At 51.3% G+C, this 13,852-nt stretch carries 16 protein-coding genes and 3 pseudogenes; 15 read left to right on the forward strand and 4 right to left on the reverse strand.

Going from position 1 to position 13,852, the window contains the following annotated elements; all coding sequences use genetic code 11:
* Positions 1-14: 14 nt before the first annotated feature.
* Both KUF73_RS31775 and KUF73_RS16470 read right to left on the reverse strand, forming a co-directional pair.
* Complete coding sequence (locus tag KUF73_RS31775; RefSeq protein ID WP_371135499.1) at positions 15-551, reverse strand: tyrosine-type recombinase/integrase; 537 nt, start codon at positions 549-551, stop codon at positions 15-17.
* Between the two features lie 146 nt (positions 552-697).
* On the reverse strand, positions 698-1,165 hold the full coding sequence (locus KUF73_RS16470) for a helix-turn-helix domain-containing protein (protein ID WP_218439115.1): 468 nt from the start codon (positions 1,163-1,165) through the stop codon (positions 698-700).
* 320 nt (positions 1,166-1,485) lie between these two features.
* On the opposite strand from KUF73_RS16470, the gene KUF73_RS16475 reads away from it, so the two are divergent.
* The 5 genes from KUF73_RS16475 (at position 1,486) to KUF73_RS16495 (ending at position 4,038) form a co-directional block, all read left to right on the forward strand.
* Complete coding sequence (locus tag KUF73_RS16475) at positions 1,486-1,977, forward strand: hypothetical protein (protein WP_218439116.1); 492 nt, start codon at positions 1,486-1,488, stop codon at positions 1,975-1,977.
* 17 nt (positions 1,978-1,994) lie between these two features.
* Positions 1,995-2,723, forward strand: coding sequence for a metallophosphoesterase family protein (locus KUF73_RS16480; RefSeq protein ID WP_218439117.1), 729 nt, complete (start codon positions 1,995-1,997; stop codon positions 2,721-2,723).
* Positions 2,724-2,739: 16 nt separating this feature from the next.
* Entirely contained in the window at positions 2,740-3,144 is a 405-nt protein-coding gene (locus KUF73_RS16485; RefSeq protein WP_218439118.1) for a hypothetical protein, read from the forward strand.
* Positions 3,145-3,193: 49 nt separating this feature from the next.
* A complete protein-coding gene (locus KUF73_RS16490; RefSeq protein WP_218439119.1) occupies positions 3,194-3,550 on the forward strand; it encodes a hypothetical protein in 357 nt (118 codons plus the stop codon).
* 188 nt (positions 3,551-3,738) lie between these two features.
* A complete protein-coding gene (locus KUF73_RS16495; protein WP_140668318.1) occupies positions 3,739-4,038 on the forward strand; it encodes a hypothetical protein in 300 nt (99 codons plus the stop codon).
* A gap of 44 nt (positions 4,039-4,082) precedes the next feature.
* Here the strand turns inward: KUF73_RS16495 and KUF73_RS31780 are convergent.
* A pseudogene (locus tag KUF73_RS31780) lies at positions 4,083-4,163 on the reverse strand (hypothetical protein); the annotation flags it as partial.
* A gap of 245 nt (positions 4,164-4,408) precedes the next feature.
* On the opposite strand from KUF73_RS31780, the pseudogene KUF73_RS16505 reads away from it, so the two are divergent.
* From KUF73_RS16505 to KUF73_RS16545, 9 genes and pseudogenes are all read left to right on the forward strand, one after another.
* Positions 4,409-4,677, forward strand: a pseudogene (locus KUF73_RS16505) (DNA polymerase V subunit UmuC); the annotation flags it as partial.
* A gap of 83 nt (positions 4,678-4,760) precedes the next feature.
* Positions 4,761-5,333: a hypothetical protein gene (locus tag KUF73_RS16510; RefSeq protein WP_218439120.1), complete on the forward strand. Its 573-nt coding sequence runs from the start codon at positions 4,761-4,763 to the stop codon at positions 5,331-5,333.
* Positions 5,334-5,477: 144 nt separating this feature from the next.
* Positions 5,478-5,912 (forward strand): LexA family transcriptional regulator, encoded by a 435-nt coding sequence (locus KUF73_RS16515; RefSeq protein ID WP_218439121.1) that lies wholly within the window; start codon positions 5,478-5,480, stop codon positions 5,910-5,912.
* Entirely contained in the window at positions 5,899-7,179 is a 1,281-nt protein-coding gene (umuC, locus tag KUF73_RS16520) for a translesion error-prone DNA polymerase V subunit UmuC (RefSeq protein WP_305516107.1), read from the forward strand. Before KUF73_RS16515 ends, umuC begins: the two co-directional genes overlap by 14 nt.
* A gap of 298 nt (positions 7,180-7,477) precedes the next feature.
* Positions 7,478-7,990 (forward strand): DUF4468 domain-containing protein, encoded by a 513-nt coding sequence (locus KUF73_RS16525; RefSeq protein WP_218439123.1) that lies wholly within the window; start codon positions 7,478-7,480, stop codon positions 7,988-7,990.
* A 163-nt stretch (positions 7,991-8,153) separates the two neighbouring features.
* Complete coding sequence (locus KUF73_RS16530; protein WP_218439124.1) at positions 8,154-9,980, forward strand: DUF262 domain-containing protein; 1,827 nt, start codon at positions 8,154-8,156, stop codon at positions 9,978-9,980.
* Positions 9,981-10,338: 358 nt separating this feature from the next.
* On the forward strand, positions 10,339-10,704 hold the full coding sequence (locus tag KUF73_RS16535) for a histone-like nucleoid-structuring protein, MvaT/MvaU family (RefSeq protein WP_218439125.1): 366 nt from the start codon (positions 10,339-10,341) through the stop codon (positions 10,702-10,704).
* A 202-nt stretch (positions 10,705-10,906) separates the two neighbouring features.
* A complete protein-coding gene (locus KUF73_RS16540) occupies positions 10,907-11,902 on the forward strand; it encodes a hypothetical protein (RefSeq protein ID WP_218439126.1) in 996 nt (331 codons plus the stop codon).
* A 5-nt stretch (positions 11,903-11,907) separates the two neighbouring features.
* The gene (locus KUF73_RS16545) at positions 11,908-12,948 is read left to right on the forward strand and encodes a hypothetical protein (protein ID WP_218439127.1); all 1,041 of its coding nucleotides are present in this window, start codon (positions 11,908-11,910) and stop codon (positions 12,946-12,948) included.
* 259 nt (positions 12,949-13,207) lie between these two features.
* Here KUF73_RS16545 and KUF73_RS16550 read toward each other — a convergent pair.
* Positions 13,208-13,552 (reverse strand): annotated as a pseudogene (locus KUF73_RS16550) (hypothetical protein); the annotation flags it as partial.
* 119 nt (positions 13,553-13,671) lie between these two features.
* On the opposite strand from KUF73_RS16550, the gene KUF73_RS31785 reads away from it, so the two are divergent.
* Positions 13,672-13,845, forward strand: coding sequence for a transposase (locus KUF73_RS31785; protein WP_218439128.1), 174 nt, complete (start codon positions 13,672-13,674; stop codon positions 13,843-13,845).
* The last annotated feature ends 7 nt before the right edge of the window (positions 13,846-13,852 follow it).

Raw genomic sequence — 13,852 nt, forward strand, 5'->3', positions numbered from 1 at the left:
ATCCCAGCCTAAGTCTAACGATCTAGCTCGATCTCGCCTGTGTTGTGCGCAGCGAGACCTCCGAAGGAGTTCCTAGCATCGACGTACCTCAGTGCAGATTTCATGTCCTTCCAGCCGACATAGCTCATCAGGCCCTTGATGTCCCAACCATTTGCGGAGGCCCATGTGGCGAAGCCTCTGCGCATCGAGTGGCTGCTATAAACCCGAGCAGGAATATCAGCATCTTCTAGGATGCGTCTTAGCAGTGGAATGAGACTGGTCGATTCTGAAAGGTTGCCCCCCGATCGAGCTTTCGAAAAATCTGGCCTTGGTGATGCCAGCCACGGTGAACCAGTTGATATACGCCCCGACTGGGCACAACTTCTTGAGGGTAGGGGTGTGATAGGTGCTGCCTTAATGGTTGCGATCCCCTTTGGTATAGGGCAGGTAAAAGGTGATGCCGATGCCGGCTTCCGCCTGGGTATCTTCCACTTGAGGCGAGCCAACTCAACGCCACGAAAACCACGCCAGAATCCAATGAGAAGGAGCGTTGCATCGCGCCGGCATCTCATCAGTGCGCGATAGTCACCCGACTCTACTACTTCTTCCGCTTGTCGATCCAGTCGGTTCACCGCCTTTTCTAGATGGCGAAGCTGCAAAGGAGCAGCTTGCTTCTGCTTGGTCGGATGCACTAGAAGGCCGGTCGATTCCGTTTGCTCTATATCTTCCAATGCCCATACACCGTTGACCTGGACAGCCCGAGCTTTTCCATCACATCCTTTCGGCTAAATCCTGCCGCCTTGAGCTCCTGAATAGCTTGCGCATTTTTGGAACCTTCCGGTTTCCCTCGGGAGCGCTGCACTAGAGTGTCGTCAACAATCTGCGTTGCAAGTAGATCCAAGCCCCCTTCTGATCGAAAACTCTCCAGCTCGCCGCGTGCTCGTTCTAAAGCCGCTTCGGGGGACTCACCATTGCTCAGGGATATGCTGATGGCTAAGAGGGTCACAGGGTCGAGTTTCAGAGGCGCGGCGAGCTCAATCAGTTTATCAACGGTGATGTTGATCTTCCCACGCTCAAGCGCACTGACGTTCGTGCGCGCAGTGACGGACGCCAAGTCTTCGTATGCCAGCCCGCGCACCGACCGGACTACCCGAATCGTTGCGGCGATCTCTTTCTTGAGCGACATGATTGCCCCTAAAAAGCGAGGATAGGGCCACACTCGAAGTGTTTAAATAAACGTCGATCAGTGTTATTATTCGGGACGACGCCGGTTGAAAGCCTTGTGAGCTGCCGTTGTAGCTGCCTCTAGGCGTCCGGTGGCGCCTCGCATTGACCTAATCGAGTTCGAAGGATCGTAAACGTATTAGATGTATTGACGCGATTCAAACCAGCAAACGCTGGAATTTCTTTCGATCATGGAAGCAGCGAGCTGATTGTTAAATGGGCATGGAAGCAAAAATTTCAGTGTGGTGCCGCACGTGCGTACCACAGACGAGTATCTAAAAAATGTTTATCTCAGATGAGTCTTACTCAGTTCGTTTGCCTGGATTTTTCGGAAACGGGCAATCGGCTTGGAAAATGCTTGAGCGGCAATCGATGGATCCTTGGTATCAGGTCGTACGTCGGATCTGCGAAGGGTCAGGGCACCGTATTGAGAAATTGATAGCAACTAGCGCCTCTGTGTTGGTCGACATACTCGCGGATAGCAATGAGTCCAATTCGGTCGAGGTGGTACAGGTCATTACACCGCCCTGGATGAACGCCACTTCTTTAGATCGTATGGAGACTTTGATCGAGTTGACCGCTGGATACGGCCATGGCGGCGAATATGTGCTGCTCCACAAAGTCGAGTGTGGGGTGGTTTACAGCACGTCTTTTGGTAGCACGAGCGGCACGAGTTCGCTCACGAAAGCGAAAACCATCTACGAAGACCCAAACCGTAACGTATCGACAGTTCAGGAATGTTCCACAGCATTGATGCCAAAAAATCTGGAATAACTCGAGACTGATACGGTATGAAACTCAGAATTTTTTCAGATCTGCACAACGAGTTCGCTCCGTTCGATCCCACCCCAACCGATGCGGATGTAGTCATTCTCGCTGGCGACATTGATATCAAATCGCGCGGCGTGAAATGGGCGAACGAGGTTTTCCAGTGTCCGGTGATCTACGTGTGTGGCAATCACGAGTACTACGGTGGCCACATCGATCACACGCTGCGCAAGATGAAGGAGGCGGCAGCGCCTCACGTCCACGTACTCGAAAACGAAGCCTTGATCCTGGATCAAACCCGGTTTTTGGTCACAACCGCGTGGACAGATTACTCATCAACTGGGAATGCCGTTGCGGCAAAACGCGCTGCGTGGGAATGCATGAATGACTTCGCCGTGATCAGAGCGAATGAAAGTTTTCGACGGTTGAACCCGGATGACCTGATAGCTAAATCAAGGGCCGCGCATTCCTGGCTGATTCAAGAGTTAGAAAAGCCTTTCAACGGCAAAACAGTCGTAGTCACGCACCACGCACCAACCTTGGATCATGTGGGTGACGAGCTTCCTGAAGACCTGATTGCCGCCTATGCCAATGATTGGCCAGAACTGTTGGGAAAGGCCGATCTTTGGGTTTACGGGCATACGCACGTCGCAGCGAACTTCATAAAAAATGGGTGCCGCGTGGTTTCCAATCCACGAGGCTATCCAAATCAAAAAACAGGTTTTGATCCGAATTTATTGATCGAGATTTGAGAGCATCGGTATTGCAATGGTCACGTTGGATGAAATCGCTCGGCTCCTCTACGGTACTGATGGGGAGACTTCGGGCTGGAATGGCTCTCAAGAGGACTTGATTTCCTTCGCGGGAAAGCTTTTCCCCGACAAAGCGTACTGCGTCGTGCGGCAGTGGATCTTGATCGACCTCACTTTGACATCGGTGGAAAAGGAAGAGCTGACGTTACTCGGTCTGATTCCCGCGACGCTGTACGCCCATGAAGTTGTCCTGGACAGCAGGGGCCGCTTTCAACCCAAGATGTGGGTGCGGAGCAATTTCGGAGTGTCTTTCATTTACGGCTGCATGTTTGAAACCAAAAATACCGTCTACCTTTTGTGGGGTTCAGGCCAGAGAAAAGAGGCGACTGTAGGTGCTGCTTTTTCGATGTCGGCTGGGTAAGCGACGTTTGCCGACAATTCATTTTGAAGTCGTTTGGAGCATTGGTTGGATGCCTGAAATCATCGAAGTCGAATTTCATAGCAAAGAGTTGACCGACTTTCAGCTGTGCCGCCTCGGGCGAGCGAGCATCCGAAAGTATTCGGTACCGGTCACTGCGTTCATAAGTGATGCCTTCATCGCAAATGACACATGCCATGGCGTGTCCTTCGATCACGTTGAGCAAGGTGGCGTTTTTCGCCCAGTAGATGGCGGTCTTCTTCGGACAGGGAAAGTTCAGAAGGCATGGAAAGAGGGGCGTTTCTGGCTTCTTGAAACTCAAAGTGGCAACTACGTCCTCGGAAGTTTCATGCGTGGTGTAGGACGGAAAAGTTTTCGTGAGTTGCTTCAAACAGGTGAGCGGTGCTGAGATGGAAATTCAGCAACGCACCAACGTGGCGATTGTCATGCGCACACTAAATCACCTGTGACTACCTGGCTTTTGAAGGCGCTGGCGCGCAGGGGCGACTTCATCGATGGTGCACGCCTATCCATAGTGTCCTCGGACAACACTTGAGTACTCATTTACGAGCGGTTTTTTTCACCCTGGAGCACGATATGGGACATCTCAGCTTGGAGGACATTTACCCTGATGAAGTGAGGGAGTACGGTCACATGCGTGTGGGTATGACTGACCTCTATGTGAAGGAAAATCATGTTACACATGGCGCTACTACGCTCGGGGAATGCCGCGATTTGACTCGCCGCTTGTTGCGCGACGAAACAGTGCAAATGGTCATCAGCGACAAGCTCGCCACGTTGCCCGATGACTACGATCCGTGGATCTGGCAGATCAACCGAAATCGCGGCTTGCAGGCCAAATATGGGGACAAGTTCGATCCTTGGGGAGACGACTGACAGTTCCATTTCCAAAGTCGTTTCTGGGGATTCTCAAAACTCGCTCATGCATCAGAAGCTCTATAAACGCCCTGGGCTTCCACGTATTCGTTGTAGGTAGTAACGGCCTCGCTGTTCTCTGCAAGCCATTGCTCTCACTGCTTCCTCCTAAGTGCCTCGGCCAGAGCCAGCTCCAGTTGAATTTCCTCTTGAGTCTGCACGTTATTTTCCCCTAGCAGTGATAGCCAAGCTTACCGTTGAGCAAGCAGTCCATTTTTTGATGGCCAATAAGATTGTTCCAGATTGGAGCATGCTACCCAGCAAGGCTACGTCCTATTGGAGTTTGATGAGCCCGATTCACCCAGCAAGAGATCTATTGCTTGGGTGGATATTCAGCAATCGTCTCACCGAAATTGCACCAATTAAGGAGGATGTTGCGACCTACATGATGCGGGCTGCCGAGAAGCTCCGGGCGCTGCAGTCTTCGTGCAGGAAATCCGCGTTTCTATCCGTAACGGCATGTCCAATCCGGAGGAAGCCAAATACGCCAATGGAGCCCTGGTGGAATTGCTCTATTCAACGGGCGACGTGCGATTGATCACAAGGGCTGCGGTGGAGCGAGCCTTCCGACCAGAATTCAAATACAGCAAAGCCGAGGTGCAAAATAATATTTTTTGAGCCTGTTAAAGGTTCGTAGAAGTTGAGCCGATTGGCATTTAGTAAGCCAATTCTTCGAGTGTGCTATGAGCGTCAACGACCGTTTGAAATCCAGCCTCACCTTCAAGTCTTCTGAATTTTTCACTTTTCCGGCAACAGGCGAGCATTATCGTGCGAGGGTCAAACTCACCCCGTCGAGACTCATACGTGTAACGCTATACGACTTCAAAGCATGCTTCACCACACAGCAAGCTTATGAGATTGCGTCAGGTCTAATCAAAGCAGTACTCAACGCGTTTGATCACAATCACCCAAAATTGGATAAGTCTAATATCCAAACAGCTCATGATTATTGGAACGCTCTCATACAGCGCCATTCGTTTGGGTCACAGGAAACATCTGATCTGCTCCAAGTTGTGAATACTGGTAGAAACTTCCTAATGGAAGGAGCCCTGCTCGATCCCGAGCCGGTGGTTGAATTTAAGGACGGTGAAGAGCCTATCTACGACTTTCAGATCAGACTGGATGGCGAATACATTTTGATGTGTTTTGGTTGGGTTGGCTGGAGTCTCAGTCGAATTGAGGCTCAGTGGTTGGCGGAACAGCTGTGGACTGCGGTTTTTTTGGCAACAAAGCCGGGCCCCGGAATCAGCAAATAAAATTAAGGTATCCATCACGACCAGAGCCGTGCCATCCGCTGATGTGGCGTCATTCCCTTTGGTCTATTTTTTTCGCTCGACATTGACCGTCACCCGCCTTCAACGTTTACTGTATGTATGTACAGTTTTGTTAAGGCACCCACCATGAGCGTCACCATCCTCGGCCCGTTGGCAGAAGGGGGAGTCCGGCTCCCTTTTTACTCGTTCAAAGTCCCTGCGGGCTTTCCATCGCCTGCGGCGGATCACCTCGAACAGCACATCTCCATCGACGAGTTGTTGGGCATCCGTGCGCCGCATATCTACCTCGTGCGCATTGAAGGACACAGCATGGAAGGTGCTGGAATATTCGATGGTGATATGGCTGTGGTTGATCGCTCGATCATTGCTGAACACGGCCACATCGTGATTGCGGCAGTGAACTGCGAGCCGGTGTGCAAGCGCCTGTGTAAGCGAGGCTCCGACATCATCCTAATGTCCGAGAATGCAGGTTACCCTCCGCGATACATCCTCGAAGGTGATGAACTGATCATCTGGGGCGTGGTGACGTTCAGTGTGCGCGCTCATGATCCAAAAGCCTGAGCCCGTCTTTGCTCTCATCGATTGCAATAGCTTCTATGCGAGCTGTGAACGAGTCTTCCGTCCCGATCTGGCGAAGACACCCATCGTGGTGCTCTCGAACAATGACGGTTGTGTGATCGCCCGCAGCGCGGACAGCAAGCCGTTCATAAAAATGGGCGAGCCTTACTTCCAGATCAAACACAAACTCAAGCAGCACGGGATCGTGGCCTTCTCCTCGAACTATGCGTTGTATGGCGACATGAGTGAACGCGTGATGAGTGTGATCGAGTCCCTGGTACCTGCCGTTGAGGTCTACAGCATCGATGAAGCCTTCGCAGATTTGGCTGGTGTGCCAGGAGATCTTGAGGCTCTAGGTCGAAAGATCAGGGCCCAGGTTTATCGGAGTACCGGCATCCCGGTCGGTGTAGGTATCGCTGGTACGAAAACCCTGAGCAAGCTCGCCAATCACGCGGCCAAAAAATGGCAGGCGCAGAGCGGTGGGGTCGTCGACCTTCGTGACCAAACCAAGCGCGATTGGGTACTCAAAAAATGTTCGGTCTCTGACGTCTGGGGCGTTGGACGCAAGATGACGCTTCACCTCGAAGGCATGGGCATCAAGACAGCTTGGGATCTCTCTAAAACCGACCCTTGGACACTTCGCAAAAAATTCAGTGTGGTCATCGAGAAGACAGCTCGTGAGTTAGCTGGTACACCGTGCCTTGAGCTCGATGAGCCTGATCCACCCAAGCAAGAGATCTGCTGCAGTCGGATGTTCGGCAAGCGTCTCACTGAGATAGCGCCGATCAAAGAGGCCGTGGCAACTTACATGATGCGAGCAACAGAGAAACTTCGAGCCCAGCAGTCGCTGTGTAAGAAAATTCGAGTGAGCATACGTACCGGGATGTTTAGCCCGGAGGAAGCGAAATACGCCAACGGTGTATTGGTGGAATTGCCGTATCCAACTGACGATGTTCGATTGATGACCAAGGCTGCGGTAGATGCTGTTGATCGTGTGTTCAGACCTGGGTTCAAATACAGCAAGGCCGAGGTGCTACTGGTCAACCTCTGCCAAAAAGGCGAGTACACCGAAGATCTCTTTTCGGTCTCTCAACCGGAAGCCACAGAAAAAGTGATGGGTGTTTTGGATGCGATCAATGGCAGGTGGGGTAGAGGGACGATGCGCCTAGCGAGCGTGCCGACTAATCCGGATTGGGGGATGCGCAGGGAGATGATGAGTCAGAGTTTTACGACGCGTGTTGATCAGCTTTGGACGGTGTACTGCAAGTGACAACGAGAGCCAGAGCAACACCGCATGAGGTGCGTATTTCGTAGTGCTGGTAATTATGAGACTCAAGTGAGTAAACCATACCGGTAGGTCATTGCATGTTCGAGACGACCCCGCGTTTGCCCATGTCCTTAAATTCGATCATGGATCAACTTCGGACGCGCGACCGCTTGAAAAATCTAGCGCACCAATTATCCTCACCCGCACTCTATGGCAATCTGCTATCGTCGCCGATTCCAGACCCGTAGGTGGCTAAGGGGTCATTCAACTGGCAGGTTTCTGCTCAAGGATGAATAGCTTCATGTTCAAAAATTTAGTCTTGCTTACCTGCATTCTTTCATTGTCAGCTTGCGGGACAGTCCCTAACGATCAACTTCCCATTACGAGTGAAAAGCGAGAATTTCTTTTCGATTACACCCTTCCAGGGGCAAGTAAAGATGAGCTCTATATCCGGGCAAATGATTATTTGGCTGTGTCCTTTAACAATAGTAAAGTCATTTCTCGCGTTGACGATAAAGATCGTGGAGCCATTATTGCGAAGGCAGTATCAAATTGGAGCATGACGGTAGATGGTTTAATGATTACCTCCATTCCTTGTTATTCAAATTACGATATTTACATAATCGTTAAAGAAGGGCGTGCAAGGCTTCAGCTGGTTTTGGTTCCAGGTGCACCTAACCCATCAAGGTGCGGTTGGGTTCTTCCGCCTAAACGAGACTACCCGCAAATCGTTAGGCAGTTCGACGCGATTGGTAGGGAGTTGGGTACCGCTTTGAGCGGGAAAGGAAAAATTGATACGCTCAATGATTTTTAAAAATAGCCATTTTTATAGAATTTAATTTTATGCTGTTGCAGAGGGCTACTGTCGCGTATATATATCCATGGATTGAGACCTTCGAGTAGCTAGGATACCGTTGGCCTCGGCCTGTAACCCATTGCTGAAATTGACCCGTCGCGCTGCTCCAAGGATGAGAAAAATGGCTTACAAATCGAGTTCCATCGCCGGTGTTATTCGCCATCTCAATCGAGACTACTATCTCCCAGCGATACAGCGACCATATGTTTGGACTCCGGAACAGATCGTCCGTCTGTTCGACAGTTTGCTCAAAGGTTACCCGATCAGTTCTTTCCTTTTCTGGGAAGTCGAGCCTGCTCAGGCTGGGAGCCTCGACATATACAAATTCGTTGAAGATTTTAAGTTTGGTGATTTCCACAACGAAACAGCGGACGTCAATGACCAGCATTTAACCCTCGTACTCGATGGCCAGCAACGGCTGACTTCTTTGCTGATCGGCTTACGTGGCAGCTACAAGGTCAAACTCAAGGGGAAGCGTTGGCAAAACCCCGACTCTTGGGTACGCCAGAGCCTTTATCTCGATCTGATGGTGGATGCGAGCGATGAGGAATCTGAATCTGATATCAGCTATGGACTGTCTTTCTTTGATGAAGCACCTGTAGAGCAGGCGGGAACTCACTGGTTCCCTGTCAGAAATATCATGCAATTTGACGACAAGGATGGGTTTGACGGCTACGTCGAGAAGCTGCTGGACTTGCTTGAGTCAAAGGACGTTTCCCGAACTGACTGTCGTATTGTCGAACGCAATCTTAAAAAACTGTATCACGCGGTTTGGGTAGACGAGTCAGTTGCCTATTTTACCGAGACCAGCCGTTCACTCGAACGAGTATTAGACATTTTTGTACGTGCTAACGAGGGTGGTACGAAACTGAGCAAGTCTGATCTTTTGCTTTCCACCATTACCACCACATGGGGTGACCTGAATGCCAGGGAGGAGATCTACAGCTACGTCGACTATCTGAACAGTGGTTTGGCGCGAAACAACAGTTTCGACAAGGACTGGGTGATGAAAGCTTGTCTGGTTCTTTCAGATTTGCCAAATGCCTACAAAGTCTCCAATTTTACAAAGAAAAATCTCGATCTCATCCGTCACAATTGGGAAGGTATCAAGTCCGCGCTAGAGATGACGGTTCGCCTCGCGAACGATTTCGGGATAGATCGTGAGACGCTGACCAGTTCGAACGCGTTATTGCCAATCGCATACTATTTTTTCAAAACGTCTGTAAGGTTTAATTCAACCGAAGCCAATCACTTGGAAGCCATACAAGCGATGCATCGCTGGCTGGTCAAAGCTTTGCTCGCGAGTACCTTTGGCGGTTCATCTGATGGCACCATCAGTCAGTCTCGAAAAATCATTCAAGAAAGCCTCGCGACATCTAGCGAGTTTCCAGAGAGGGCTCTTCTACTTGGCCTTCGTCGGCAGAGTCATATCGATTTCACGGATCCGCGCAGCCTGGACGACCTACTGTCATTGACCTATCAAGATAGGACTACCTTCTTCGCTCTGTCCCTGCTATACCCGGACAAACGTTGGGGAAGTGCTCAGTACCACGTGGATCATATATTTCCTCAAGCCAGTCTCACTAAGGCAAAACTGCTGAGCCACGGTGTATCGGAGTGGGGCGTAGAGGCTTACCTCAAAGGCAAAGACCGTCTGAGCAATCTCCAGCTTTTGCCATACCTCGATAATATCGAGAAATCAGATCAGCAATTTGAAGCTTGGCTAAGTGGTCGCAGTCTGACGTTTACGCATGAGCATTCAATTCCGGATGATAAAGAGCTGTATCAGGTAGACCGTTTGCTCGATTTTCTCAACGCGCGCGATATGTTACTGAGAAAACGCTATGCGGATATACTAGGTTTTTCCAGTTATTCGGCCGCCAGTGAAGCGTCTAACGATGCTGTGGAATTTTCAGATTCGCTTGAGGCAGAAATTTCGGGAAAGTAATTCGCTCGTCTTTGAAGGTTCCACAGGCGAAAGATGGATCTGTGTTCTCCCCTGCGCTCGAGGTTAGGGGAGGGTTCACAGTTGGAGCCAAAGGAGACGAGCGAAAAATCTCTGATTTCGATGAGGCTTTAGCTTTTCTGAAAGCACAACCGTCAGCGCGTTGGCGTCGCCCTAATGACCAAGGTAATTGGGGAATCGTTACTGGCCTCCGTTGGATCGATTTCGTCGAGTTTTAGTTCTGCTGGGACATTGTTCGCGGAAGTGAATTTGTTCGAAAAATTGAAGTAGAACGCTGAGTCAAAATTTAAATTGCTGTTTTTAGTGTATCGTTAGGATACTAACTACATAGAGGTCTTCCATGTCTAAACTCGCAGAATTCCGCCAGCTTGAAAAACACCTTGCCGAACAACTCGAAGCTCTTGAGGCGCTGAAAGGCGATGCAGGCCTTAAGAAAGAAATCGAATTTGAAACCAAGCTGCGTGCTCTACTCGCCGAGTACGGTTACAGCCTTCCGAATGTGATTAACCTGTTGGATCCTCAGGCTCGCCGTCGAGCTCCAACCGCTGAGTCCAAGGCCGGCAGCCGCAAGCCTCGCCAAGTGAAGATTTACAAAAACCCGCACACTGGCGAAGTCGTCGAAACCAAAGGCGGCAATCACAAAACCCTGAAGGAATGGAAAGCTGAGCACGGCTCCGCGACCGTTGAGTCCTGGCTGACCAAGTGAGTTTGGTTTGCGTACAAAAAAGGCCCGAAAGGGCCTTTTTTGTTGGATGCGTTGTAGGCTGTGCGAATTCAGACTACTAGGGAACATCTGCAGGATAGAAAGTCGCTTCAAACATCTCGCTTGATTTTGCCGAACTCGGCCCTCATCGTTGCCACCTTTTGGCCACTTGGCCTAATTTGGGGAGCGGAAGCAAGGTGTCTGTATGAAAACAACCATGGTCGGGGCTTGTTTGATCTGGGCGGTGTTCGCCTTCTTTTTCTATCGCGGTTACTACATGCGCTGGGTGCGTCAACGTGACTATGCGGAATTCGCAATTGTTACTTTTGAAAGAGTTCGGGAGCACTTCGCCGAGCTGAAGGCGAAGCGTGCGAGCGGTATCGTCGACAAAGGCTTCAAGATGATCGATGACTCCGCATGGACGGAAACCGTTGGTACGTTCGTTACCAACATAGTGCTTAAATCGCTCAGGGCTGCCACCCGAGAGCGCATCAAAGCATCCCAAGCGCTAAGTACATCCTTCACGACCTTCGTTGACCACTTCGTAAAAGACCTCGCCGCTCAGGAGGCCTTTCCTGAAAGCTACGACCTGGAAGCGCTTATTCGCTCCATAGAAAGTGAGACCGACGCCGTCGCATTCTTCAGTGGCGAGGCAAAGTACCTACCAGGCAAAGCCTTGGTCAGTCGTTTGGCTGCCTTGGTACTCGCCATAGGCTTGGTAACCCCTGGTCAACCTACTTACGCCGCTGCAGGGGCGCCGTTCACCCCTCTGGATGCCTGTAACGCGTTGACCGAGGTGCCTGGCTTCCAGGTTAACGCCAGCGGCTACACCGAGCTCAGCGACGGCGTCTACTCCTGCGCGACCCCTTACAAGGAACTGGGCACTGCCGGCCTCCCTAATAATTTGGCGCTGTATGGTCGTGGCACCAGCACCCAAGTGACTCGCGTAAAAGTCATGCTCAACGTCAATCAAACCGGCCACGCAGCGAAGGACACCAAAGTCCTGGCGGATGTCTGCACTCAGATGGTCACCAACCTGGTGGGGGAGGCGCCCGCTGACATGGCCAAGCGAGTAGGTCAGGGCAAGCCCTTCGAAGATGCGTTCAATGGTTATCGCGTATTTCTCAGTAAAAGCGTCTGGTCGACTGGCAAGGGTTACGAGCTGAACTGCGGTATCGCCACCCTGGATCACAAGGAGTAAACGACATGGCTAATTCTACTACTGTGACCTCACCACAGCCATTCAATGAGCTGAACAACCTGTGGTGGATAGTAACCGTGGCCTTGGTGCTCTTAGGCGCAATGGTCACGCAGGAGAGTTGGATCGCCGGCCTGATGCTGATCGCGTTCGGCGCCGTTGTGAGTCCCTTTGGCTTCTCTCGCATCTTGTCCTGGCTCAATGCGGGTGATCCGCTGCACTGTCGAGTGATAATCGTCCTTGTCGCGCTAGCGAGCTCGACTTACGTGCTCTCTGAGCACACCGCGAGGGTAGCCGCTGAAGCTGCAGAGGAAAGCCACATTCAGGCCATCGCCAATGCTCGCGCAGCAGAAGCCAAGCAGACCGCTGACGCGGCGGCTCAGTTGAGCGCCACCCAAGCGTACTTTGCGGCGAACCGGACGTCAGTGCTGTCGGAGTTTGCGGCTGCTGTAGATGGTAAGAACCTGGCGACAGCGAAGGCGATCCGAGATCGTTTCATCCTCGCGGTGCAAGATCCTGAGTTTGATCTGATCCTCAATCGTTACGTTAGCCTCAGGGAGGATGTTGAACGCGCTGAGGCCGAAAAAACACGTCTCGCTAAAATTGCCGAGCTAACCAAGCAACTGTCCACTGTTGGCGCCACAGATTACGACCAGGCGTTCACGATCTACGCCCAACTGGTCTCATTGGAGCCGACGAACAAGTTGTATAAGCAAAAGCTTGATCGATTCGTTAAGGCTCGTGATGAGAAAGCCGCTAAGGACGCTGCAGCGCTGGCTGCTTCAGTGGCTAAGGCAGAGCGCCAAAAGAAAATTGAAGCGCAATTCAGCGGCTACTCAGGTGTGCATTACAGCTTTGAGCGGATGATCAAGGATGCCATGAATGACCCGGACAGCTACGACCACGTCGAGACCAAGTACATCGACAAGGGAACCTTCATCCGGGTCTTCCTTACATTCAGAGGCAGGAACGGCTTCGGCGGCATGGTAAAAAACACAAAGGTTGCCGACTTCACTATCGGAGGTGATTTTCTTCGAGAAATCGAATAAGTCGGAATGCGCGCAAAGGGCTGTTTGAGGGTCATTTTTGTCGGGCGCGATAAGGTGACACGGTGTTCATTTTGCCTAGAATATTCGGCAGTAAGCTATCTCTGAGCTGCTGCCGGGCTAGATGGTTCGGCGACCGTTCAGTCCTGGCTAAACAAGTGATATTGGTTTGAGTACAAAAGGCCCTTCAAGGGCCTTTTGGTATTTCATTCGAGAGATGCGGTTGAACTGCCTCATACGGATGACATGAGGCGGCGTTAACTCAGTGAGTGGCTTCCCGCACGACAGCGAGAAGAGCCTGAAGCGGATGTAAAATCGTGACACCTTCCTTGCGTTTAACCTGGCTACGGCAAGAATACCCATCAGCCAGAAGGCGGCCTGAACGATTGAATTTCTCCACGAGTGGGCCCCAAGATTGACCATAGATAACATCAGAAGTCTTTGCGTTCTGTGCCTCGTGCCCGTAAGTGCCAGACATACCACAGCAGCCACTCGCTTGAACCTGTAACTTGAGCCCCATCCTTTCATATATTTGCTGCCAAAGGGCGACGCTGCCTGGCTCGTTGGTTTTCTCCGTGCAATGCGGAAGAAAGTAATAGGTTTCACCTTCCTTCGCCTCGTCCGTATGCGTCCGGCCAAGTCATCTACCTAGCCCCGCAAAGCCAAGACATGGTGTGCACTTAAATTTAAGTGGGCACCAGTTCTAGCCTTTTAAGCGGGTATTTCATGCAGCCAACACGCCGTTCCTACTCCAAGTCCTTCAAAGCCCAAGTCATTCAAGAGTGTGCCCAGCCCGGCGCTTCGATTGCCAGCATCGCACGCTGGCTGGGGCAAAATCTCACTCATCATCATCGAACATCTGCGTTGAAATACAGCACCCGCGTGGCATCGTCAAAGTGAACAGGCC

Source organism: Pseudomonas sp. PD9R, assembly GCF_019200975.1.
Classification (GTDB): Bacteria; Pseudomonadota; Gammaproteobacteria; order Pseudomonadales; family Pseudomonadaceae; genus Aquipseudomonas.